The sequence below is a fragment of the Pseudomonas sp. PDM19 genome (assembly GCF_014852215.1).
GTDB lineage: Bacteria > Pseudomonadota > Gammaproteobacteria > Pseudomonadales > Pseudomonadaceae > Pseudomonas.
In genome coordinates this window covers 369,825-392,751 of the sequence record NZ_JACVBG010000004.1, presented here as the reverse complement: position 1 = coordinate 392,751, position 22,927 = coordinate 369,825, and the positions used below count along the sequence as shown (strand labels likewise).

Below are 22,927 nucleotides of genomic sequence, written 5' to 3'. Positions count from 1 at the left end.
CCCGCTCCTACAGGGAGCCACAAAAAAGCCCCGCATTTGCGGGGCCTTTCAGTGAAGCATCAGGCTCAGTGATACTGCGCCGACAGCTCGTGCACCGCCTCGAAGAAGGCGCCGGCATGGGCAGGATCGACTTCCGGGGTGACACCATGGCCAAGGTTGAACACGTGGCCATTGCCGTTACCGAAGGCACCGAGGATACGCGCCACTTCAGCGCGGATGGCTTCCGGCTTGGCGTAGAGCACCGCCGGGTCCATGTTGCCCTGCAGGGCCACCTTGTCGCCGACGCGGGCGCGGGCGCTGCCGATGTCGCAGGTCCAGTCCAGGCCCAGCGCTTCGGCGCCGGTATTGGCCATGGACTCCAGCCACAGGCCGCCACCCTTGGTGAAGAGGATCACCGGCACACGGCGCCCTTCATGTTCGCGGATCAGGCCGTCGACGATCTTCTGCATGTAGGCCAGGGAGAATTCCTGGTACGCCGCTGCCGACAGCGCACCACCCCAGGAATCGAAGATCTGCACCGCCTGTGCGCCCGCGAGAATCTGGCCATTCAGGTAGCTGGTGACCGACTGCGCCAGCTTGTCCAGCAGCGCGTGCAGGGCCTGCGGGTTTTCGTAGAGCATCGCCTTGGTCTTGCGGAAGTCACGGCTGGAACCACCTTCAACCATGTAGGTGGCCAGGGTCCAGGGGCTGCCGGAGAAGCCGATCAGCGGCACGCGGCCGTTCAGTTCGCGGCGGATGGTACGCACGGCGTCCATCACGTAGCCCAGGTCCTTTTCCGGATCAGGGATCGGCAGGGCTTCGATGTCGGCCAGGTTGCTGACGACCTTCTTGAAACGCGGGCCTTCGCCGGTTTCGAAGTACAGGCCCTGGCCCATGGCGTCGGGGATGGTGAGGATGTCGGAGAAGAGGATCGCCGCGTCCAGCTGCGGGTAGCGGTCCAGCGGCTGCAGGGTCACTTCGCAGGCCATCTGCGGGTTCATGCACAGGCTCATGAAGTCACCGGCCTTGGCGCGGGTGGCGCGGTACTCCGGCAGGTAGCGGCCGGCCTGGCGCATCATCCAGACAGGGGTGACATCGACGGGCTGCTTGAGCAGGGCGCGGAGGAAGCGATCGTTCTTCAAGGCAGTCATAACGGCATCCGGCAAAAAAGTGCGGGTATTTTCGCAAAGCCCAAAAGAAAAGGCACGGCGGGTGCCGTGCCTTTTGTCTATCGCGACAGTTTGTCGCTGCGTCATCAATGTAGGGCGCATAACGCCAAAGGCGTTATCCGCCACGGCGGATAAGGCGTTCCGCCTTATTCGCCCTACATGGAACGCACTCAGACGCCCAGGTAGTCCAGGATGCCTTCGGCGGCGGTGCGGCCTTCGAAGATCGCGGTCACCACCAGGTCGGAACCGCGGACCATGTCGCCACCGGCGAAGATCTTCGGGTTGCTGGTCTGGTGCTTGAACTGCGAGGCCGCCGGGGCGATGACGCGGCCCTGGCTGTCGATTTCCACCTGGTGCTGGTCGAACCACGGCGCCGGGCTCGGGCGGAAACCGAAGGCGATCAGCACGGCTTCCGCCGGGATGATTTCCTCGGAACCCGGGATCGGCTCGGGGCTGCGACGGCCACGGGCGTCCGGCTCGCCGAGACGGGTCTCGACCACCTTCACGCCCTCCACCTTGTCCTCGCCGACGATGGCGATTGGCTGGCGGTTGAAGAGGAACTTCACGCCCTCTTCCTTGGCGTTCTTCACCTCTTTGCGCGAGCCGGGCATGTTCTCTTCGTCACGGCGGTAGGCGCAGGTCACGCTCTTGGCGCCCTGGCGGATGGAGGTGCGGTTGCAGTCCATCGCGGTGTCACCACCGCCCAGTACCACGACGCGCTTGCCCTTCATGTCGACGAAGTCTTCCGGCGACTTCTCGAAGCCCAGGTTGCGGTTCACGTTGGCGATCAGGAAGTCCAGCGCGTCATGCACGCCGGGCAGGTCCTCGCCGGGGAAGCCGCCTTTCATGTAGGTGTAGGTGCCCATGCCCATGAACACGGCATCGTACTCATCGAGCAGTTGCTCCATGGTCACGTCCTTGCCGATCTCGGTGTTCAGGCGGAACTCGATGCCCATGCCGGTGAAGACTTCGCGACGGCGCGAGAGCACCTGCTTCTCCAGCTTGAACTCGGGGATGCCGAAGGTCAGCAGGCCGCCGATTTCCGGGTTCTTGTCGAACACCACCGGGGCCACGCCATTGCGCACCAGCACGTCGGCGCAGCCCAGGCCCGCCGGGCCCGCGCCGATCACCGCGACGCGCTTGCCGGTGGGCTTGACCTTGGACATGTCCGGGCGCCAGCCCATGGCGAAGGCGGTGTCGGTGATGTACTTCTCCACCGAGCCGATGGTGACCGCGCCGAAGCCGTCGTTCAGGGTGCAGGCGCCTTCGCACAGGCGGTCCTGCGGGCACACCCGGCCGCAGACTTCCGGCAGGGTGTTGGTCTGGTGGGACAGTTCGGCGGCGGCGAGGATGTTGCCTTCGGAGACCAGCTTCAACCAGTTGGGGATGAAGTTGTGGACCGGGCACTTCCACTCGCAGTACGGGTTGCCGCAGCCCAGGCAACGGTGGGCCTGGTCAGCCGCCTGCTGCGGCTTGAACAGGTCGTAGATTTCCACGAACTCGCGCTTGCGCTGGCGAAGAAGCTTCTTCTTCGGATCCTTGCGCCCGACTTCGATGAACTGGAAGTCATTGTTAAGACGTTCAGACATTTTCAGACCTCATCAAACTTCAGGCGCTTATTGCGGGTTGGCACGAGTGCTGGTCAGCAGGGAACCGAGGCTTGCGGCCTTCGGTTTCACCAGCCAGAACCGACGCAGGTAGTCGTCGAGGTTCTCCAGCAGATGTGCGCCCCACTCGCTCGCCGTTTCCGCCACGTACTCGACCAGCACCTTGCGCAGATGGTTGCGCTGGGCCTCCATCGCCTCGCCGCTGATGCGCTGGATTTCCACCAGCTCATGGTTCACGCGGTCGACGAAGGTGTTGTCCATGTCGAGGACATAAGCGAAGCCACCGGTCATGCCGGAGCCGAAGTTGTAGCCGGTCTTGCCCAGTACGCAGATGAAACCGCCGGTCATGTATTCGCAGCAGTGGTCACCGGTACCTTCAACCACGGCATGGGCGCCGGAGTTGCGCACGCCGAAACGCTCGCCCGCGGTGCCGGCGGCGAACAGCTTGCCGCCGGTGGCGCCGTACAGGCAGGTGTTGCCGACGATGGCCGATTCCTGCGACTTGAACGGGCTGCCCTTGGGCGGAGTGACGACCAGCTTGCCGCCGGTCATGCCCTTGCCGACGTAGTCGTTGGCGTCGCCTTCCAGGTACAGGTGCAGGCCGCCGGCGTTCCACACGCCGAAGCTCTGCCCCGCAGTGCCCTTGAAGCGGAAGGTGATCGGCGACTTGGCCATGCCCTGATTGCCGTGGACCTTGGCGATCTCACCGGAAATCCGCGCACCGATGGAACGGTCGCAGTTGCAGATGTCCAGTTCGTACTCGCCGCCCTTGGCGCCTTCGATGGCGGAGCGCGACAGCTCGACCATCTTCTCGGCCAGCAGGCCCTGGTCGAACGGCGGATTCTTCTCGACTTCGCAGAACTGCGGCTTCTCGGCCGGGATCAGGTCGCTGCCCAGCAGCGGCGTGAGGTCGAGGTTGCCCTGCTTGGGCGTCTCGCCCGGCAGGATTTCCAGCAGGTCGGTGCGGCCGATCAGTTCTTCCAGGCTGCGCACGCCGAGCTTGGCCAGCCACTCACGGGTTTCGCTGGCAATGAAGGTGAAGAAGTTCACCACCATGTCCACGGTGCCGATGAAGTGGTCCTTGCGCAGCTTGTCGTTCTGGGTGGCGACGCCGGTAGCGCAGTTGTTCAGGTGGCAGATACGCAGGTATTTGCAGCCCAGGGCGATCATCGGCGCGGTGCCGAAGCCGAAGCTCTCGGCACCGAGGATGGCCGCCTTGATGACGTCCAGGCCGGTCTTCAGGCCGCCGTCGGTCTGCACCCGGACCTTGCCGCGCAGGTCGTTGCCGCGCAGGGTCTGGTGCGCCTCGGCGAGGCCCAGCTCCCACGGGGAACCCGCGTACTTGATGGAGGTGATCGGCGATGCGCCGGTGCCGCCGTCATAGCCGGAGATGGTGATCAGGTCCGCATAGGCCTTGGCCACGCCGGCGGCGATGGTGCCAACGCCCGGCTCGGATACCAGCTTCACCGATACCAGCGCCTGCGGGTTGACCTGCTTGAGGTCGAAGATCAGCTGGGCGAGGTCTTCGATGGAGTAGATGTCGTGGTGCGGCGGCGGCGAGATCAGGGTCACGCCGGGCACTGCATAGCGCAGGCGGGCGATCAGGCCGTTGACCTTCCCACCGGGCAGCTGGCCACCTTCGCCAGGCTTGGCGCCCTGGGCCACCTTGATCTGCAGGACTTCGGCGTTGACCAGATATTCCGGGGTCACACCGAAGCGGCCGGTGGCCACCTGCTTGATCTTCGAGCTCTTCAGCGTGCCGTAGCGCGCCGGGTCTTCGCCACCCTCACCGGAGTTGGAGCGGCCGCCCAGGCGGTTCATCGCTTCGGCCAGGGCCTCGTGGGCCTCCGGCGACAACGCGCCGAGGGAGATGCCGGCAGCGTCGAAGCGCTTGAAGATGGACTCCAGCGGCTCGATCTCGTCCAGGCTCAGCGGCTGCTCGCTGGTCTTCACCTTGAGCAGGTCGCGCAGCATGGAGACCGGGCGCTGGTCGACCAGCGCGGTGTATTCCTTGAATTTGGCGTAGTCGCCCTGCTGCACGGCGGCCTGCAGGGTGTTCACCACGTCCGGGTTGTAGGCGTGGTACTCGCCACCGTAGACGAACTTCAGCAGACCACCCTGCTGGATCGGCTTGCGGTTGTTCCAGGCCTCGAACGCCAGCAGCTTCTGCTCGTTCTCGATGTCGAGGAAGCGCGCACCCTGGATGCGGCTCGGGGTACCCGGGAAGCACAGGCCGGTGACTTCGTCGGCCAGGCCGATGGCTTCGAACAGCTGGGCGCCACGGTAGGAGGCGATGGTGGAGATGCCCATCTTCGAGAGGATCTTCAGCATCCCCTTGGAGATGCCCTTGCGGTAGTACTTGAAGACCTCGTAGAGGTCGCCCAGCACTTCGCCGGTACGGATCAGGTCGGCCAGCACTTCATAGGCAAGGTACGGATAGACCGCGGACGCGCCAAAGCCCACGAGAACCGCGAAGTGGTGCGGGTCACGGGCAGTGGCGGTTTCCACCAGGATGTTGGAGTCGCAACGCAGGCCGGTCTGCACCAGGCGGTGGTGCACGGCGCCGACGGCCAGGGCCGCATGCACCGGCAGCTTGCCGGGAGCGATGTGACGGTCGGACAGCACCAGCAACACCTTGCCGGCGCGCACGGCCTCCTCGGCCTGGTCGGCAATGTTGCGCACGGCCGTTTCGAGGCCGACGGACTCGTCGTAGTTCAGGTCGATATGGTGCAGGTCGAAGCCCGGACGCTCCAGGTTCATCAGGGTCCGCCACTTCGCCGGGGAGATCACCGGTGTAGTCAGGATCGCCTGGTTGGCGTGGTGCGGAGACTCTTCGAAGATGTTCTGCTCGATGCCCAGACAGGTTTCCAGGGACATCACGATCGCTTCGCGCAGCGGGTCGATCGGCGGGTTGGTGACCTGCGCGAAGACCTGGCGGAAGTAGTCGTAGGGCGAGCGGATGCGTTTGGACAGCACCGCCATCGGGGTGTCGTCGCCCATGGAGCCGACCGCTTCCTGGCCCTGCTCGGCGAGCGGGCGCAGCACCTGGTCACGCTCCTCGAAGGTGACCTGGAACATCTTCATGTATTGCTTGAGCTGGTCGCCGTCGTAGCTGGCAACGCCCTGGTCATCGTCCAGGGTGGCCTGGATGCGCAGCGCGCTCTGGCGCAGCCACTGCTTGTATGGGTGGCGCGACTTCAGGCGGTTGTCGATGTCCTCGGTCTGCAGCAGCTGGCCGGTCTCGGTGTCCACCGCAAGGATCTGGCCCGGACCGACACGGCCCTTGGCGATGACGTCCTCGGGCTTGTAGTCCCATACGCCGATTTCCGAGGCGAGGGTGATGTAGCCGTTCTTGGTGGTGACCCAGCGCGAGGGACGCAGGCCGTTGCGGTCGAGCAGGCAGACGGCGTAGCGGCCGTCGGTCAGCACGACGCCGGCGGGGCCGTCCCACGGCTCCATGTGCAGCGAGTTGAATTCGTAGAACGCGCGCAGGTCGGCGTCCATGGTCTCGACGTTCTGCCAGGCCGGCGGAATGATCATGCGCAGGCCACGGAACATGTCCATGCCGCCGGTGACCATCAGCTCGAGCATGTTGTCCATGCTGGAGGAGTCGGAGCCCACGCGGTTGACCAGCGGGCCGAGCTCGTCGAGATCGGGCATCCACTCGTTGGCGAACTTGGCGCGACGGGCCTGGGCCCAGTTGCGGTTGCCGGTGATGGTGTTGATCTCGCCGTTGTGCGCCAGCAGGCGGAACGGCTGGGCCAGCGGCCACTTCGGCAGGGTGTTGGTCGAGAAGCGCTGGTGGAAGACGCAGATGGCGGTCTTCAGGCGCTCGTCGGAGAGGTCCGGATAGAAGGCGGCGAGGTCCGCCGGCATCATCAGGCCCTTATAGATGATGGTCTTGTGCGAGAAGCTGCAGATGTAGTGGTCGGCGTCCTCGGCGTTGGCCACGGAGGAGCGGCGACGGGAGCTGAACAGCTTGACCGCGAATTCCTGGTCGGACAGGCCTTCACCGCCGATGAACACCTGCTCGATCTGCGGCAGGCGCTCCAGCGCGAGGCGACCCAGGACGCTGGTGTCGATCGGCACCTTGCGCCAACCGACCAGCTTCAGGCCGGCGCGCTCGATCTCGCGATTCATATTCGCGCGGGCGGCTTCGGCTTTCACCGGATCCTGGTTGAAGAAGACCATGCCCACGGCGTACTGGGCGGGCAGCTCGGCGCTGAAGGACTCTTGGGCCACGGCGCGCAGGAACTGGTCGGGCTTCTGGATCAGCAGCCCACAGCCGTCCCCGGTTTTCCCGTCCGCGTTGATCCCACCTCGGTGGGTCATGCAGGTCAGTGCTTCGATGGCGGTTTGCAGAAGTTCGTGGCTTGCCTCGCCCGTCATATGGGCGATCAGACCGAATCCGCAGTTATCCTTGAACGTCTCAGGATGGTACAGACCTGCTTTCATAGGGAACTCTCACCGGCAAAACTTTTATAAATTCCAGGGTCTGCTGACGTTTCGCCATCGCCCTGTTTCGCCGTGCAGGCTCGTTTCCCGCGCACCCCAAAGGCTCGGGCCGCATCTATCGTGCAGCGCCGTTGTAGCCCCTGGTTCACCTGGAATGACCGTTCCGCGCGAGGTGCCACGTCTTACCCAACGTGGCGGCGGTTCCGGCCCTGGCCATGACGAAACGTCAGCAGACCCTCTTCAAGCACTTCGCCTGTCTACTCGCTCAAGCGGCAAGTTTCCGATAGGCAAAGGGAGGTCATTGTACACATGGGGAAAGCGACGTCACTGTTTTTTTTGACGCACTGCTGACACCCGATGTCGCATTTTTATAAGAATGCAGCAAAAGACACAAGCCAATAAAAAAGCCGAGCCCCAGGGGATGGGGCTCGGCTTTTTCAGTATTGCGACACTGCGACCTTTCAGCGCGCCCCGGCGATGTCCTGCTGGATGCTGGAGAAAGGACGAGCCCAGGGCTTGGAGGCCTGGATCTTCGCCGGCAGCTTCTTGATCGCCGCCTGCGCGGAGGCGCGGTCGGCGAAGCTGCCGTAGGTCACGACGTAGAACGGCTTGCCCTGCAGGTTCTTGCGGAAATAGCGGTAGTCGCCGCCGCCCTGCTGGCTGATAAAGGCCTTGGCACTGGCTTCAGAGCCGGTGCCCAGCACCTGCACGGAGTAGCGCGAACCGGCCTGGGACTGGTACCAGCTGCTGCCACCGGCGCTACCGGTTGCGGCGGCGGGCTTGCTGGCGGCGGTCGCTGGCTTGGCGCTGGCAACGGTGGTGGCAGGTTTGGTCGCAGCCGGCTTGGCAGCCTGGACAGGCTTGGCCGGCGCAGTAGCGGCAGGCTTGACCGGTTCCGGACGCGGAGCGGGCGCAGGAGTCGGGGCCGGCTGGATCGCAGCCTGCTGCTGGACGGGAGCCGCCGGCACCGGGTTCAGCGGTTTCGGGCCATTGTTCGCCAGCGGGGTCACCGGCGGCGCGGAGGTGGTCACGGTCGGCGGGATGGCTGCCGAAGGCATGCCGCCTTCGTCGGCATCTTCCTGGCCACCAGCCTGGGCCATGGGCTCACGAATCACCGGCTGGCTCTCGCCTACCAGTGGCAGCGGCAGCGGCTGGTTGGAACCGGCGAACTCCACCGAAGGACCATTACCCTGGGCATCCGGCTGCGGCTGCGCGCTCGGCTGCGGAGCAGCAGCGCCACCCAGCGGCAGTTGCGACGAAGTCTGCGCAGCGGTGTTGTTCGCGGTCTCCGGCTTGGTGGTCTTGCCCTGCATGAACCAGGCAGCGATGACGCCGATGGCGACCACGCCGAGGATCGCAAGGTGCTTCTTCGGCAGCTTGAAGCCGGCGCCGGAAGCTTTGCGCTCGCCACTGCGGTCAGCCAGCATCGCCTCGATCATGGCGTCGCGGGCAGTCTGGTTGATGGTGCCGGGCCAGCCGCCGGATTGCTCGTGGATGTCGGCCAGCAGGTCGGCCGAGATCAGCTCGATGCCCTGCCCCGCACCCTCGAGGCGCTGCGCCAGGTACTCGCGGGTCTCTTCCTCGCTGTACGGCTGCAGCTCAATGGCGTGGAAGCGCTCCTCACCCTCGGACAGCACTTCGAGGCGCGACAGCAACTCGGGCTCGCCGAACAGGAAGACATGCAGGCGCGCCTCGGAATTACCGGCAGCCAAGAGCAGGAGGACTTCCAGAGCGTCATCGCGCAGTTGCTCGGCATCATCCACCAGCAGGTAGACGTCCTGGCCGGTGATCGCCAATTGAGCGACCTTGGCAAGGATCGCCTCGATGCTGGTCTGGGTGATGCCCAGGCCTTGCGCGAGCTGGCGCAGCAGGGTGGCTTCGTCGGTCACCGAGCGACCGGAAATCACCACGCTGGAGACGGCGTCCTTGTTGGTGCTGGCCACCAGGGCCTGGCGCAGCAGGGTCTTGCCACTGCCCAGCGGGCCGGTGACGGCCAGCAGCAACTGGCTGTAGCGCGCCAGGTGGTGCAACTGTCCCAGCACGGGCTTGCGCTGCGCGGGGAAGAACTTGAAGCCCGGAACCCGCGGTGCGAACGGGTCGTGACTGAACTGGTAGTGGGCCAGGAAGGCCTCATCGGCATGCAAGCTGGACATGGGACCTCAGTGTTCTCCTGCCTGACCGACCAGTGCCTGGTAGTCAGCGCGCAGTGTTTCTTCCAGAATCTCACGGGGGAATTCGGCGGTCACGACCGCGCCCCCCAGCCCTTGGAGCAATACCAGACGCAGACGGCCATCGAGCACTTTCTTGTCGACGGCCATGTGCTCGAGAAAATGCTCGGCGTTCATTTCCTGCGGCGGGACCACCGGCAGCTTCGCCGCGGCGAGCAGGCGGATGCCGCGATCGAGCTCGGCCTTTGTCAGCCATCCCAGCCGATGCGACATCTCAAGTGCCATCACGGTTCCCGCCCCCACGGCTTCGCCGTGCAGCCAGACGCCATAACCCATGTGAGTCTCGATGGCGTGGCCGAAGGTATGGCCCAGGTTGAGGGTGGCGCGGACGCCGGTTTCCTTCTCGTCGGCACCGACCACGCGGGCCTTGGCCGCGCAGGAGCGCTCGATGGCTTCGGTCAGCGCGATGGTATCCAGCGCCAGCAGGTCATCCATGTGCGCTTCCAGCCAGGTGAGGAAGGGCTCGTCGCAGATGAAGCCGTACTTGATCACCTCAGCCAGGCCGGCGGAGAGCTCGCGGGGCGGCAGGGTCTTCAGGGTCGCGGTATCGATGACCACCGCCTGGGGCTGGCAGAAGGCCCCGACCATGTTCTTGCCCAGCGGGTGGTTGATGCCGGTCTTGCCGCCCACGGAGGAATCCACCTGGGACAGCAGGGTGGTAGGCACCTGGATGAAGTCGACACCGCGCTGGTAGCAAGCCGCAGCGAAACCGGTCATGTCGCCGATGACGCCGCCGCCCAAGGCGATCAGCGTGGTCTTGCGGTCATGGCGCGCGGTCAGCAGGCCATCGAAGATCAGTTGCAGGGTTTCCCACTGCTTGTAGGCCTCGCCATCGGGGAGCACGACCGTGGTGACCTTGTAGCCGGCCAGGGTCTTCTGCAGTCGATCCAGGTACAGCGGCGCGATGGTTTCATTGGTGACGATGGCTACCTGACGGCCACGGATGTGCGGCTCGAAGTAGCGCAGATCATCCAGCAGCCCCTCGCCGATGTAGATCGGGTAGCTGCGATCGGCCAGATCGACGTTGAGTGTGCGCATGAAACCCCCAGGCAAGAAAGGGGACTAGGATACCGCAGATTGCAGCGCCGTTAATGGCGCTCCAGCTCACGCAGGCGCTCGATGATCTCCAGCACGACAAGACGCGGAGGCCGCTCGTCGGTTTCGATGATCACGTCGGCTATTTCGCGATAAAGCGGATCGCGCATCTGCATGAGATCACGAAGGATCTGCTCCGGATTGGGCTTCTGCAGCAACGGGCGGTTCTTGTCGCGCGCCGTGCGGGAAATCTGCTGCTCGACCGAGGCGTGCAGGTAGATCACCTTGCCGCCACCCTTGAGGATGAGCCGGTTGGCGTCACGCATGACGGCGCCACCGCCGGTGGCGATGACCATGCCCCCTTCATCGCATAGCTCGGCCAGCATCGCCTGCTCACGCTCACGGAAGCCCGCCTCGCCCTCGACATCGAATATCCAGGGGATGTTGGCTCCGCAGCGCTGCTCGATCTCTTTATCCGAATCTTTGAAGACGAGGTGAAGCTCTTTGGCGAGAAGACGCCCGATGGTGCTTTTACCAGCTCCCATCGGGCCTACCAGAATCAAATTGGACACGACATTGATCAACGGCCGATTGCAATGGCCTGATTATTCATGATCCGCGGGGTAAGGAAAACCAGCAGCTCGTTCTTGCTGTCGGTCACATAGTCGTTCTTGAACAGGCGGCCGATCATCGGCACGTCGCCCAGGAACGGCACCTTGGCCGTGGACTTGGTCTGGGTGTTGGAGAACACGCCACCAATCACGATGGTTTCGCCATCGTTGACCAGCACTTTCGCGTTCACCTCGTTCTTCTTGATTGGCGGTACGCCGTTCAGGGCGTTGGCGTAGTCCGGCTCGTCCTTGTTGACCTTCACTTCCATGATGATGCGGTTGTCCGGAGTGATCTGCGGGGTCACTTCCAGGGACAGTGCCGCTTCCTTGAAGGACACCGAGGTTGCGCCGCTGGAGCTGGCTTCCTGGTAGGGAATCTCCGAGCCTTTCAGGATCTTCGCGGTTTCCTTGTCCGAGGTGACGACCTTCGGCTGGGACACCACTTCACCGTTACCGGTCTTCTCCATGGCGTTGAGCTGGAGATCCAGGATGGTGTTGTTGGTGGTGAAGCCGATGCTGATGCCCGAAGTCGGGGTGGCGTTCGACGTGCCCAGGTCAACGAAGGTGTTGCCAGTGCTGTTGGTGCCGCCGGAGACATCGAAGTTGCCGTGGCCGGAGAGCGAGCCGCTCCAGTTCACGCCCAGTTCCTTGGTGTAGTCGACGTTGGCTTCGACGATGCGCGCCTCGATCATCACCTGACGAACCGGGATGTCCAGCTGGGCCACGATGCGGCGCAGCTCGTCCAGGCGATCCTGGGTCTGGTAGGCAATGATGCTGTTGGTGCGATCATCCACGGTGATCGAACCGCGGTTGTCGCCCTGTGCAGCCGCTGCAACACCCGGAGCGCTGGCACCGCTGCCAGTGACGGAGCTGAACAGCTTGGCAATGTCCGCCGCCTTGGCGTAGTTCACCTGAATCAGCTCGCGACGCAGCGGAGCCAGTTCGGAGATCTGCTTCTGCGCTTCCAGCTCCTGGCGCTCGCGAGCCGCGATCTCGTCAGCCGGTGCGACCAGCAATACGTTGCCGACCTTGCGCTTGTCCAGGCCCTTGGTCTTGAGCACCAGATCCAGCGCCTGATCCCACGGCACGTTCTGCAGACGAAGGGTGATGTTGCCCTGTACGGTGTCCGAAGCCACCAGGTTCAGGTCGGTGAAGTCGGCGATCAGCTGCAGCACCGAGCGCACATCGATATCCTGGAAGTTCAGCGACAGCTTTTCACCGGTGTAGGCGAAGGTGTCCTTCTTGCGCTTCTCGGCATCGTCCTGGGTCAGCGGTTTGATGCTGACGGTCATGCGATTGTCGGTCTGGTAGACGAGGTAGTCGTACAGACCGGTCGGCTCGATGGTGATGCTGGCCTTGTCGCCGACTGCGGAAGCGTTGACCAGCTGTACCGGGGTCGCGAAGTCCTTCACGTCCAGGCGGACGCGCAGATTGTCCGGCAGCTGGGTACGCGGGAAGTCCAGGCGGATCTTGCCGCCCTGCTCCTGAATGTCCGGGCTGACAGTCGGATCGGACAGATCGATCACGACATTGCCTTCGCCTTGCTCGCCACGCTGGAAGTCGATATTACGAATCGCCTTGCCAGCCGGGACGTAGGGCTTGGGCTGAGCGGGCCTGGCCGCTGGAGCCGCTGCCGGCGCCGCGGAGGCGTAGGAGCTGGAAGTCGCTGCGCCCGCACCGACCACGACGTACAGGTTCGAACCTTCCGCACGGGTGCTGTAGGGCACGAGGGTCGCCAGATTGACGATCAGGCGAGTACGGTCCTTCGCCTCGACCACGGTCAGGCTGCGGGCATTGCCCACGCCCAGCTCGCGGTTCTTGCTGCCCAGCTTGTTCTGCACACCCGGCAGGTCCAGCGCGATTCGCGCCGGCTGCTCAATGGTGTAGCCACGCGGCGCGGCAACCGGCTCGTCGAAGCCCAGCTTCAGCTCCACGCGATCGCCCGGCAGCGCCGCCACGTCGACACTCTGCAGGTTCGCGGCCAGCAGAGCCGGCGCGAATACGGCCGCGAGCACGGAAATGCCGAGGCGGGAAAGCTTTCTATTCATCGTCTGAATCCGTCGTGCAGACTGCTGTTTGTTATCCATGTTCATCCCCGCCCTTAGGAGCGTTCCTTGAGAGTCAGGCTGCGCGGACGCTCCAGCCAGCCACCCTCACCATCAGGAACGATTTCAATCACGTCGATCTTGGCTTCGTTGATCGCAACGATCTTGCCGTCGTTGCGCCCAAGGTAGTCACCCACTCGTACCCGATGCACCCCTCCTGCACCTTTCACGAGAGCAAATACCTGACTGTCCTTGGCCAGGGTGCCGACCATTTCGAAGGTTTCGATGTTGAAGCCCTCGAGGAACTGCTTGACCCGTGTTTCATCGGGCTTGATGACTCTGTTGCCCTTCTGCTTGATCGCCAGGTCGATCTTCACCGGCGGCTGGAAGGGGCTGCGCAGGGACGAGGCGCTATAGGTAAAGGCTTCATAGGCCTGGAACTTGGGCATCGGCTCGATCGTCCCCTTCGGGCGAGCGCGCACTTCGTCCATGTAGCTCTGCAGGTCGGCAAAATCACTACCCGAGCCACAACCGTTCAAGGTCAGGAGCAGGAAACTGCAAATGATCAGGCGCCCCCTCATTTCTTCGCTCCTGTCTTCGCTCCAGCCGCCGGGGCAGTAACCTTCACGCCCTTGTCGTTGTAGCGATAGGTTTTCGCCAGGATGCTCATGCGCAGCTTGGAGGTGCTGTCCGAGCTCGCCGGCTTGATGTCGAAGTCATGCAGCGTGACGATTCGCGGCAGGCTGGACACACCGCTGACGAAGGTCGCCAGATCGTGGTATCCGCCTACGACGCTGATCTGGATCGGCAGCTCGATATAGAACTGCTGGGTCACTTCCGGCAGCAGCTTGATCTCTTCGAACTCCAGGCCACTACCCAGGCCAGTGCGGGTGATGTCTTCCAGCAGGCCAGGGACCTCGGTATCACTCGGCAGCTGACGCAGAAGGGCGCCGAAGGACTCTTCCATCTCCTTCATCTGCCCTTTGTAGGCTTCCAGGTTTGCCGCCTGGAAGGCCTTGGTCGAGAACTGCTGCTTGAGGGTCTGCTCTTCCTCGCGATTGCGGTCGAGCTGATCCTGCAGTTCCTTCAGATGGAAGTTGTAGCCAAGCGCCAGAACCACGGCCATCAGCAGGATACAGGCGATGACCTTGACTGCTGCCGGCCAGGAACCAAGGTTGTTCAGGTCAAGATCGTTGATATCGACCTTGCGCAAGCTCTCCAGAGAACTGGCCAGACTCATTTCTTGGCTCCTTGCGGGGTGCTCTGCTTGTCCTGTTCCTCACTGCCGGGCTGGGTCTGCTGCACCGTCAACTGGAAGACATTCGCCTGATCCAGGGCGCCCTGGGTAACAGCCTTCACTTCGGTCAGGTTCGGCGAAGTCAGCCACTCGGACGAATCGAGGTTGCGCATGAGATTGGAGACGCGGTTGTTGGACTCTGCCGCACCGGCAATGGCAATGGACTTCCCGGACATCTTCAGCTCAGTGAAGAACACGCCATCAGGCAGGGTGCGGACCAGTTGGTCGAACACCCGGCCGATGATCGGGCGGTTGCCCTGCAGGTCCTGAATGATCTTCATCCGCTCCAGCAATTGCTGGCGACGGGTCTTCAGCTCACTGATCTCCTTGATACGCGCATCCAGCACGGCGATTTCCTTGCGCAGGAAGTCGTTGCGCGCTGTCTGGTTCTCGATGGCCGAGTTGAAGTACTGATCCCCGAGGAAAACGATCGCCCCGGAAGCCAGCAGAACGGCACCCAGGATCACCAGGAAGCGCTGCTTGCGCTCCTCGCGCAGCTGCTCCCGCCACGGCAATAGGTTGATGCGTGCCATCAGTCGAAACTCCTCATCGCCAGACCGCAGGCAATCATCAGCGCGGGCGCATCACTGGCCAGCGCTCCGGCGTTGACCTTGCCACTGAGCACCATGTCGGCGAAGGGGTTGGCCACCAGGGTCGGAGTGCCGATCTTCTGCTGGATCAGGCGATCCAGGTCAGGGATGGACGCAGTGCCTCCCGCCAGCAGGATGTAGTCCACATCGTTGAACTGGCCGGCCGCGAAGAAGAACTGCAGCGAACGCGACACCTGCTGAACCACGGCGTCCTTGAACGGCTGCAACACTTCGCTGTCGTAGTCATCCGGAAGACCGCCCTGCTTCTTGGCGAGACCCGCTTCCTCGACCGACAGTCCATAGCGGCGCTGGATCTCCTCGGTGAGCTGACGCCCGCCGAAAAGCTGCTCACGCGTATAGATGGTGCGGCCATGGTGCAGGACGCTCAGCGTGGTCATGGTGGCGCCGATATCGACCACCGCAACTGTGAGCTCGTCGGCATTGCCGCCCAACTGGTCTCCCAGCAGACTGAACGCTCGCTCCAGCGCGTAGGCTTCGACGTCGACGACCTTGGCCGTCAGGCCCGCGAGCGCCAGCGCAGCTTCGCGCACCTCGACGTTCTCCTTCCGGCATGCGGCGAGAAGAACATCGACGCGATCCGCGTTGCGTGCGGACGTGCCCTGCACCTCGAAGTCGATCGCGACCTCTTCGAGGGGATAGGGGATGTACTGGTCGGCCTCGATCTTGAGCTGATTCTCCAGCTCGTCGTCCGAGAGTCCGCCGTCCATCTCGATGGTTTTAGTGATGACCGCCGAGCCGGCAACCGCGACCGCAGACGTTTTCACTGCGGTCCGCGCCTTGGCGACCACACGTGACAGCGCCTGGCCGACACCCTCCAGCTCAGCGATGTTCTTTTCTACCACTGCATTGGGCGGGAGCGGCTCGACAGCGTAGGCCTCTACCTTGTAGCGGCCTCCAGAGCGGCTCAATTCGAGAAGTTTGACCGAAGTCGAACTGATGTCTATCCCCAGCAGCGTGTTCGCTTTCTTATTGAAGAGCCCTAGCACGACTGATTTCCTATCAGCATCCGAGACTTACGGACGATTTATGTTTTTCCACATTAGATACCAGACTTGACAGCTTCGCAAATGGCTCGCCAGCAAAAAAACTGCTTATAATGTGATCAGCTTTTCCCTTTTTACCGCGCCATCCGCTTAACTCTTTCTTTTCCCTGGAAATCCAAGACCTTCCCGATGCGCCTGCTGAAGTTTCTGTGGTGGACCTGCGTCACCATTATTTGTGGAGTGCTGCTCAGTTTCAGCGGCGCCTATCTGTACCTCAGCCCGAACCTCCCGTCCGTGGAGGCCTTGCGCAACGTGCGGCTGCAGATGCCGCTGCGCGTGTACAGTGCTGATAACAAATTGATAGCAGAGTTTGGCGAGATGCGCCGAACGCCGATTCGATTTGCTGAAATCCCCCCGGATTTCACCCACGCACTGTTATCGGCTGAAGATGACAATTTCGCCAACCATTATGGCGTGGACGTCAAAAGCCTGATGCGTGCTGCCGCGCAATTATTGAAGACGGGGCACATCCAGACCGGCGGCAGCACCATCACCATGCAGGTGGCGAAGAACTACTTCCTCACCAATGAGAGAAGCTTCTCCCGCAAGATCAACGAGATCCTGCTCGCCCTGCAGATCGAGCGCTCGCTCACCAAGGACGAGATCCTCGAGCTCTACGTCAACAAGATCTACCTGGGCAACCGCGCCTACGGCGTCGAAGCCGCCGCCCAGGTCTATTACGGCAAGTCCATCAAGGACCTGAGCCTGGCGCAGATGGCGATGATCGCCGGCCTGCCCAAGGCACCGTCGCGCTACAACCCGCTGGCCAATGCCGCGCGCAGCCTGGAACGACGCAACTGGATTCTCGAGCGCATGCTCAAGCTCGGCTTCATCGACCAGCCGCGTTATCAGGCCGCCATCCAGGAACCCGTCGGTGCGTCCTACCACGTCCAGACTCCGGAGCTGGCGGCCCCGTACATCGCCGAGATGGCCCGCGCCGAACTGGTTGGCCGCTTCGGTGGCGATGCCTACACCGAGGGCTATCGCGTCTACACCACGGTGCGCAGCGACCTGCAGGAAGACGCCAACACCGCCCTGCGCGAAGGTCTTCAGGATTACGACCAGCGGCACGGCTACCGCGGCCCCGAGACGCGCCTCCCGGGCAAGACTCGTGACGCGTGGCGCCAGGCCATCGCGCAGCAGCGCCCGCTGGGCGGCCTGGAACCAGCCATCGTCACCCAGGTCGAGAAGAGCGGCGCCATGGTCATGACCCGCGACGGCAAGGAAGAAGCCCTGAGCTGGGACGGCATGAAGTGGGCCCGCCCCTACCTGAGCAACAACAGCATGGGCCGCATGCCCAGCCAGCCCAGCGACGTGGTGCAGGCCGGCGACGTGATCCGCGTACAGCGCAAGGAAGACGGTTCGCTGCGCCTGACCCAGGTGCCGGCCGCGCAGAGCGCCCTGGTCTCGCTCAACCCGCAGGACGGCGCGATCATGGCGCTGGTGGGCGGCTTCTCCTTCGAGCAGAGCAACTACAACCGCGCCACCCAGGCCCGTCGCCAGCCCGGCTCCAGCTTCAAGCCGTTCATCTACAGCTGTGCGCTGGACAACGGCTTCACCGCCGCCTCGCTGATCAATGACGCCCCGGTGGTGTTCTATGACGAGTACCTGGACAAGGTCTGGCGTCCGAAGAACGACACCAACACCTTCCTCGGCCCGATCCCCATGCGCGAGGCGCTCTACAAGTCGCGCAACATGGTATCGATCCGCATCCTCCAAGCCCTGGGCGTCGACCGCGCACGCAACTGCATCAGCAAGTTCGGCCTGAACAAGGACGACCTGCCGCCGAACCTGTCCATGGCGCTGGGCACCGCGACCCTGACACCCATGGAGATCGCCAGCGCCTGGACCGTTTTCGCCAACGGCGGCTTCAAGGTCGCGCCCTACATCGTGCAACGCATCGAAAGCCGCGACGGGCAGGTGCTGTACCAGGCCAACCCGCCGAGCATTCCGCAGAACGAAGAACAGGTGCAGGCGCAGCCACAACCGGCCGCCACCGACGCTTTCGGCAACGACGATCCGAGCCAGGCCAAGACCACCATCGAGCCAGCGGCCGCCGAACGCGTCATCGATGCGCGCACCGCGTACATCATGACCAGCATGCTGCAAGACGTGATCAAGCGCGGCACAGGCCGTCGCGCACTGGCGCTCAAGCGCGATGACCTGGCGGGCAAGACCGGCACCACCAACGAGTCCAAGGACGCCTGGTTCTCCGGCTTCAACGCCGACTACATGACCACCGTCTGGGTGGGCTTCGACCAGCCGGAAAGCCTCGGCCGCGCCGAATACGGCGGCAACGTCGCCCTGCCGATCTGGATGCGCTACATGGGCGCGGCGCTGAAAGACAAGCCGTCGCACCTGCTGCCCGAGCCGCCCGGCCTGGTCAGCCTGCGCATCGACCCGGTCACCGGCCGTGCTGCGCCTCCGGGCACCCCGGGCGCGTACTTCGAACTGTTCAAGAACGAGGATACGCCGCCGTCGATGAACGAACTGGCGCCCGGCAGCGCTCCCGGCAGCGGCATGCCGGCGGATGAAGAAGCGCCAATCGACCTCTTCTGACAGAAAGGCCCCTCCCCGGAGGGGCCTTCTCATTTTCGGGAATCATTCCCGACAAAATTATGGCATTTCGCCAAATCATTGATTAATCTGGGCTTTGCGGCGGCGAACAACCCCAGGCGACCGACCCCATCCGGCGCGTCAGGGGCTTCCCGCAGCAACTTCATCAGGAGTTTCGGATGCCACGTGCCCTGCCAGGCTGGCTGTTCTGCCTGATCGCCCTTCTGCTCGGTGCGCCCTTGCTGCGCCTGCTCGCACAACCCCGCTCGCTCGAACCCTCGCCCGATCTCGTCTATCTCGACCAGTTGTTTGCTCTGTTGATTGCCAGCGCAGGCCTGGCGGGGCTGCTGATCGCCTTCCTGCTGCAAGTCGCCGGGAGAATCCTGGTGGCATCGGCCCTGCTGGTGCCGGCAATCGCTCTTTGCGCATGGCATCTCACCCATACCCACCTCGGGCCGGTTTCGCCCACGACGGAGCAGTACGAATGGCTGCTGGCAGGCCTGGCGACCTATGCGCTGGTGCTGGCGGGCGTCAATTGGCTGAACCGGGGCGAGAGCGGCCCGCGGACGGCGCTGCGCTACCTGGGCTTCGCCCTGCTGCTGCCGTGGTGCCTGGGGCTGCTCTACCTGGGGCGGCTGTACTACTGAGGCAGGTCGCGCCAGGTCAGGTAGACACGCAGGTCGAACTCCAGCTGGTGATAGCCGGGCAGCATGTGCTCGCAGAGCTGGTAGAAGGCCTTGCTGTGATCGCGCTCCTTCAGATGCGCCAGTTCGTGGACGACGATCATCTGCAGGAATTCGGGGGCCGCGTCCTTGAACAGCGAGGCGACGCGGATTTCCTTCTTCGCCTTGAGCTTGCCGCCCTGCACGCGGGAGATCGCCGTGTTCAGGCCCAGCGCGCGCTGCACCACGTCCAGCTTGTTGTCGTAGAGCACCTTGTCCACCGCGGGCGCGGTGCGCATGTACTGCTGCTTGAGGTCCATGGCGTAGCCGTACAGCGCCTTGTCGCTCTGCACGTCATGACGACCCGGATAGCGGCGCTCCAGGTACTCGCCGAGGCGGTCCTGCTCGATGAGCTGGCGCACCTGATCCTGAAGTTGTGGCGGATAGGCCTGGAGATAGCGAAGCGGCTGCATGGGATACGACTGGCGGAGGAAACGTCCGCCAGTCTACCGCATTCCCCGGTCAGGCCAGCGCGCGGGTGCTGTAGGCCTCGGTGCGATAGGGGAAGGCGACTTCGCTGCGCCCCTTCAGCGCTGGGTGCGTGGCGATCAGCTCGTGAAGTTGCTCGGCGACCCGCTGCTTCTGCTCGTCGGGCAACGCCGCGATGAAGCTCACCGACAGGGTACGCGCGACAATCACCTGCTCCGGCGGGCCGATGTGCTGGTAGCTGAATTCGCGCAGGCGCAGGTCTTCGAAGCGCGACCCGGCAAAGGCGCGGCGCCACTGCCCGGTGTGGAAGCGCGGCGTGCTGCCTTCGTAGCGTTCGAGAATGCGCGTAACCTGGGCAACCCAGTCGACACGCTCGTCGCGCACATTCCAGACCAGCCCGAGATGGCCGCCCGGTCGCAGCACACGATGGATTTCCTCCAGCGCCCGCTCGTCGGCGAACCAGTGGAAGGCCTGGGCACAGGTCAGCGCATCGACGCTTTCCGTCACCAGCGGCATCGCCTGGGCCGTGCCGTTGAGCACCTTCACAGCGGGCAAGGAAGCACCGAGCTGCTCCCGCATGGCCGCCACCGGCTCGATGGCCGTGACCTGCGCACCAGTGCGCAGCAACAGGGAAGTGAACTTCCCGGTACCGGCACCGAGGTCGACCACTTCCGTGTCGGCACCTATGCCCAGCTCCTCGCCGAGCCAGCCCAGCAGCTCGTCGGGATAGTCCGGGCGCCCGTGGGCGTAGGCCTTCGCCTCGCGGGAGAAACCTTCCTGCGCACTGCCATGTACATCCGTCATCGTGCCTCCAGAGCCGGTCCGGCCCGCCTCGAGCACCAGCGCTCAGCGGAACCGGCAGGCCTTGCCGTCGAGAGTGGTCTTTCCATCAAGGTAACTACGGTAGCAGCTGAGCAGACGCGATTCCTTGATACGGCAGCGCTTCTGCCGGCACTCGCTGGAGAACTCGAAGCGCCCACCATCCGGATCGGCCAACTGGATGCGGATCGCCGGCCAGCCTTTCTTCGGTGCCTTCTCCGGCGTACTGAGCACGCGGTTCTCGTTTTCCACCAGGGCTGCGCCCGCCTCGGCATAGTCGAAGACGAACAGCAGGGTGCGCGAGGTCTTCAACGTGCATTCCTGGTGAGTCAGGCAGTTCTGCGCGTCCACCGGCAGGTCCACCGGCGGCTTGGAAGGCGGCGCGACAGGCGCGGTCGGGCGCAGCGAGCAACCGGCGAGCGTCAGCAGCAGGACACAAAGCAAGGCACGCAGCATCGGCGATTTCCTTCTGGCAGATACGAAAGAGCCCCGCAGGGCGGGGCTCTTCAGGAACAAGCAGGGCTCGGGATCAGTTGACCTTCGACACCAGCTCACCCTTGGCGTAACGCTGGAACATGCCTTCCAGGGAGATCGGCTTGATCTTCGAGGCATGGCCGGCGGTGCCGAAGGCTTCGTAGCGAGCGATGCAGATATCACGCATGGCGACGATGGTCTTGGCGAAGAACTTGCGCGGGTCGAACTCGCTCGGCTGCTCGGCCATCATGCGGCGGATGGCGCCGGTGGAAGCCAGGCGCAGGTCGGTGTCGATGTTGACCTTGCGCACGCCGTGCTTGATGCCTTCGACGATTTCCTCGACCGGCACGCCGTAGGTTTCCTTGATGTCGCCGCCGAACTCGTTGATCACCTTCAGCCACTCTTGCGGCACCGAGGAGGAGCCGTGCATCACCAGGTGGGTGTTGGGGATGCGCTTGTGGATTTCCTTGATGCGCTCGATGGAGAGCACATCGCCGGTCGGCGGCTTGGTGAACTTGTAGGCGCCGTGGCTGGTGCCGATGGCGATGGCCAGGGCGTCGACCTGGGTCTTCTTGACGAAGTCCGCGGCTTCTTCCGGATCGGTCAGCAGCTGGCTGTGGTCCAGCACGCCTTCGGCGCCAACGCCGTCTTCCTCGCCGGCCATGCCGGTTTCCAGGGAACCCAGGCAGCCCAGCTCACCTTCCACGGACACGCCGCAGGCGTGGGCGAAGGCAACGGTCTGCTGGGTGACGCGGACGTTGTACTCGTAGTCGGCCGGGGTCTTGCCGTCTTCCTTCAGCGAGCCGTCCATCATGACGGAGGAGAAGCCCAGCTGGATGGAGCGCTGGCAGACGTCAGGGCTGGTGCCGTGATCCTGGTGCATGCACACCGGGATGTGCGGGAATTCCTCGATGGCCGCGAGGATCAGGTGGCGCAGGAAGGGCGCACCGGCGTATTTGCGGGCACCAGCGGAGGCCTGCACGATCACCGGGGAATCGGTCTTGTCGGCCGCTTCCATGATGGCGCGCATCTGCTCGAGGTTGTTGACGTTGAAAGCCGGAACGCCGTAGCCGAACTCGGCGGCGTGGTCCAGCATTTGGCGCATGCTGATGAGTGCCATGGTCTTCGCTTCTCCCAGAAGTCAGGCTCGGTCACACGAGCCCCTTAACTACATGTTTGGAAGCCTGCCGCAGGGGCAGGCCGTGTTCAAGTCTTCCGGCGCGAGCCGGACAATCGGCGCTCAGTGCGCCTTGCAACCACGGCCGATCAGGTCGTTGCTCTCGACCCAGTACACCAGGCCCTGGTCACCTTTGATGCTCAAGCCGATCAGCCCGTCGCTATAGAAAGCGCCGGAGCCGCCGGGTTCCTCTTCCAGGTGATGAACCACGTCGTCCTCCCCCAGCTTCAGGTCGACGACCGACTTGCTGGGGTCCACGTAACGCCACCGCACTTCGGCCTTGCTGTCGCAGACCCAGTGGCTCCAACCACCCTGCACAGCGGAGTTGCCGCCTGTCGAGTGACTGGAACAACCCGCCACCAGCGCAAGCGCCAGGGCCGGGACGAGATAACGCAACATCGGGCGACTCTCCTTCGGGCGGACGCGCCGCCGGATATCCAATACGCCAGATTGCCCGTCCCGCCGCAGGAACGCCAGTGCCGCCTGCGCCTGGGCGCGGGCGGCACTGTCAGATCGTGATCCCGGCCGCCAGGCGTTGCCTCAGGGGCAGTTCACCGGTTTCTGCTCGGGCGTCGGATCGCCGCTGCTCTGGCTATCCACCCGTTCGCGGTTCTGGTCCGAAGGCACCATGACCGAAGGCGGGCTCATCACTTCACAGGTACTGGGAGCT

At 63.8% G+C, this 22,927-nt stretch carries 18 protein-coding genes; 2 read left to right on the top strand and 16 right to left on the bottom strand.

Going from position 1 to position 22,927, the window contains the following annotated elements; genetic code table 11:
- Nucleotides 1–65 precede the first annotated feature (65 nt).
- The 11 genes from hemE to IB273_RS23975 form a co-directional block, all read right to left on the bottom strand.
- Nucleotides 66–1,130 carry a uroporphyrinogen decarboxylase gene (gene hemE / locus IB273_RS24025; protein ID WP_081515426.1) on the bottom strand — a complete coding sequence of 355 codons (1,065 nt, stop codon included), beginning with the start codon at nucleotides 1,128–1,130 and terminating at the stop codon, nucleotides 66–68.
- Nucleotides 1,131–1,318: 188 nt separating this feature from the next.
- A complete protein-coding gene (locus tag IB273_RS24020; RefSeq protein WP_138213938.1) occupies nucleotides 1,319–2,737 on the bottom strand; it encodes an FAD-dependent oxidoreductase in 1,419 nt (472 codons plus the stop codon).
- 27 nt (nucleotides 2,738–2,764) lie between these two features.
- Nucleotides 2,765–7,210: a glutamate synthase large subunit gene (gene gltB / locus IB273_RS24015; RefSeq protein ID WP_151188548.1), complete on the bottom strand. Its 4,446-nt coding sequence runs from the start codon at nucleotides 7,208–7,210 to the stop codon at nucleotides 2,765–2,767.
- A gap of 461 nt (nucleotides 7,211–7,671) precedes the next feature.
- Entirely contained in the window at nucleotides 7,672–9,363 is a 1,692-nt protein-coding gene (locus IB273_RS24010) for an AAA family ATPase (protein WP_192225184.1), read from the bottom strand.
- A 6-nt stretch (nucleotides 9,364–9,369) separates the two neighbouring features.
- The gene (gene aroB, locus IB273_RS24005) at nucleotides 9,370–10,476 is read right to left on the bottom strand and encodes a 3-dehydroquinate synthase (protein ID WP_192225183.1); all 1,107 of its coding nucleotides are present in this window, start codon (nucleotides 10,474–10,476) and stop codon (nucleotides 9,370–9,372) included.
- Between the two features lie 50 nt (nucleotides 10,477–10,526).
- The gene (aroK, locus tag IB273_RS24000) at nucleotides 10,527–11,045 is read right to left on the bottom strand and encodes a shikimate kinase AroK (RefSeq protein WP_081515781.1); all 519 of its coding nucleotides are present in this window, start codon (nucleotides 11,043–11,045) and stop codon (nucleotides 10,527–10,529) included.
- A gap of 8 nt (nucleotides 11,046–11,053) precedes the next feature.
- Nucleotides 11,054–13,132: a type IV pilus secretin PilQ gene (gene pilQ, locus IB273_RS23995; protein WP_081515421.1), complete on the bottom strand. Its 2,079-nt coding sequence runs from the start codon at nucleotides 13,130–13,132 to the stop codon at nucleotides 11,054–11,056.
- Between the two features lie 53 nt (nucleotides 13,133–13,185).
- Nucleotides 13,186–13,710, bottom strand: a complete 525-nt coding sequence (pilP, locus tag IB273_RS23990) for a type 4a pilus biogenesis lipoprotein PilP (protein ID WP_081515420.1) — start codon at nucleotides 13,708–13,710, stop codon at nucleotides 13,186–13,188.
- Entirely contained in the window at nucleotides 13,707–14,369 is a 663-nt protein-coding gene (gene pilO, locus IB273_RS23985; protein ID WP_081515419.1) for a type 4a pilus biogenesis protein PilO, read from the bottom strand. Before pilO ends, pilP begins: the two co-directional genes overlap by 4 nt.
- Nucleotides 14,366–14,959 carry a type 4a pilus biogenesis protein PilN gene (pilN, locus tag IB273_RS23980; protein ID WP_081515418.1) on the bottom strand — a complete coding sequence of 198 codons (594 nt, stop codon included), beginning with the start codon at nucleotides 14,957–14,959 and terminating at the stop codon, nucleotides 14,366–14,368. Before pilN ends, pilO begins: the two co-directional genes overlap by 4 nt.
- A complete protein-coding gene (locus IB273_RS23975; protein ID WP_017520515.1) occupies nucleotides 14,959–16,023 on the bottom strand; it encodes a pilus assembly protein PilM in 1,065 nt (354 codons plus the stop codon). The genes pilN and IB273_RS23975 overlap by 1 nt, the downstream gene beginning before the upstream one ends.
- 186 nt (nucleotides 16,024–16,209) lie before the next feature.
- Here IB273_RS23975 and IB273_RS23970 point away from each other — a divergent pair, with 186 nt between their 5' ends.
- Both IB273_RS23970 and IB273_RS23965 read left to right on the top strand, forming a co-directional pair.
- Complete coding sequence (locus IB273_RS23970; protein WP_081515417.1) at nucleotides 16,210–18,639, top strand: penicillin-binding protein 1A; 2,430 nt, start codon at nucleotides 16,210–16,212, stop codon at nucleotides 18,637–18,639.
- A 176-nt stretch (nucleotides 18,640–18,815) separates the two neighbouring features.
- Nucleotides 18,816–19,283 (top strand): hypothetical protein, encoded by a 468-nt coding sequence (locus tag IB273_RS23965; RefSeq protein WP_192225182.1) that lies wholly within the window; start codon nucleotides 18,816–18,818, stop codon nucleotides 19,281–19,283.
- Here the strand turns inward: IB273_RS23965 and IB273_RS23960 are convergent.
- The 5 genes from IB273_RS23960 to IB273_RS23940 form a co-directional block, all read right to left on the bottom strand.
- Nucleotides 19,277–19,771: a YgjP-like metallopeptidase domain-containing protein gene (locus IB273_RS23960; protein WP_081515415.1), complete on the bottom strand. Its 495-nt coding sequence runs from the start codon at nucleotides 19,769–19,771 to the stop codon at nucleotides 19,277–19,279. The two genes, IB273_RS23965 and IB273_RS23960, sit on opposite strands and share 7 nt — an antisense overlap.
- A gap of 49 nt (nucleotides 19,772–19,820) precedes the next feature.
- Entirely contained in the window at nucleotides 19,821–20,591 is a 771-nt protein-coding gene (locus tag IB273_RS23955) for a class I SAM-dependent methyltransferase (protein ID WP_151188553.1), read from the bottom strand.
- Nucleotides 20,592–20,633: 42 nt separating this feature from the next.
- Nucleotides 20,634–21,062 carry a hypothetical protein gene (locus tag IB273_RS23950; RefSeq protein ID WP_081515413.1) on the bottom strand — a complete coding sequence of 143 codons (429 nt, stop codon included), beginning with the start codon at nucleotides 21,060–21,062 and terminating at the stop codon, nucleotides 20,634–20,636.
- 73 nt (nucleotides 21,063–21,135) lie between these two features.
- Nucleotides 21,136–22,200, bottom strand: a complete 1,065-nt coding sequence (gene fba / locus IB273_RS23945; RefSeq protein ID WP_024764154.1) for a class II fructose-bisphosphate aldolase — start codon at nucleotides 22,198–22,200, stop codon at nucleotides 21,136–21,138.
- A 120-nt stretch (nucleotides 22,201–22,320) separates the two neighbouring features.
- Nucleotides 22,321–22,656, bottom strand: a complete 336-nt coding sequence (locus tag IB273_RS23940; RefSeq protein ID WP_081515412.1) for an MliC family protein — start codon at nucleotides 22,654–22,656, stop codon at nucleotides 22,321–22,323.
- Nucleotides 22,657–22,927: the final 271 nt, after the last annotated feature.

Coding starts and splice junctions, on each gene's coding strand:
- IB273_RS24020 (WP_138213938.1), bottom strand. CDS start 2,737: ATGTCTGAACGTCTTAACAATGACTTCCAGTTCATCGAAGTCGGGCGC.
- IB273_RS23970 (WP_081515417.1), top strand. CDS start 16,210: ATGCGCCTGCTGAAGTTTCTGTGGTGGACCTGCGTCACCATTATTTGT.
- fba (WP_024764154.1), bottom strand. CDS start 22,200: ATGGCACTCATCAGCATGCGCCAAATGCTGGACCACGCCGCCGAGTTC.
- gltB (WP_151188548.1), bottom strand. CDS start 7,210: ATGAAAGCAGGTCTGTACCATCCTGAGACGTTCAAGGATAACTGCGGA.
- IB273_RS23960 (WP_081515415.1), bottom strand. CDS start 19,771: ATGCAGCCGCTTCGCTATCTCCAGGCCTATCCGCCACAACTTCAGGAT.
- pilO (WP_081515419.1), bottom strand. CDS start 14,369: ATGAGTCTGGCCAGTTCTCTGGAGAGCTTGCGCAAGGTCGATATCAAC.
- IB273_RS23940 (WP_081515412.1), bottom strand. CDS start 22,656: ATGTTGCGTTATCTCGTCCCGGCCCTGGCGCTTGCGCTGGTGGCGGGT.
- IB273_RS23950 (WP_081515413.1), bottom strand. CDS start 21,062: ATGCTGCGTGCCTTGCTTTGTGTCCTGCTGCTGACGCTCGCCGGTTGC.
- IB273_RS23955 (WP_151188553.1), bottom strand. CDS start 20,591: ATGACGGATGTACATGGCAGTGCGCAGGAAGGTTTCTCCCGCGAGGCG.
- IB273_RS24010 (WP_192225184.1), bottom strand. CDS start 9,363: ATGTCCAGCTTGCATGCCGATGAGGCCTTCCTGGCCCACTACCAGTTC.
- aroB (WP_192225183.1), bottom strand. CDS start 10,476: ATGCGCACACTCAACGTCGATCTGGCCGATCGCAGCTACCCGATCTAC.
- hemE (WP_081515426.1), bottom strand. CDS start 1,130: ATGACTGCCTTGAAGAACGATCGCTTCCTCCGCGCCCTGCTCAAGCAG.
- IB273_RS23965 (WP_192225182.1), top strand. CDS start 18,816: ATGCCACGTGCCCTGCCAGGCTGGCTGTTCTGCCTGATCGCCCTTCTG.
- pilP (WP_081515420.1), bottom strand. CDS start 13,710: ATGAGGGGGCGCCTGATCATTTGCAGTTTCCTGCTCCTGACCTTGAAC.
- pilQ (WP_081515421.1), bottom strand. CDS start 13,132: ATGAATAGAAAGCTTTCCCGCCTCGGCATTTCCGTGCTCGCGGCCGTA.
- pilN (WP_081515418.1), bottom strand. CDS start 14,959: ATGGCACGCATCAACCTATTGCCGTGGCGGGAGCAGCTGCGCGAGGAG.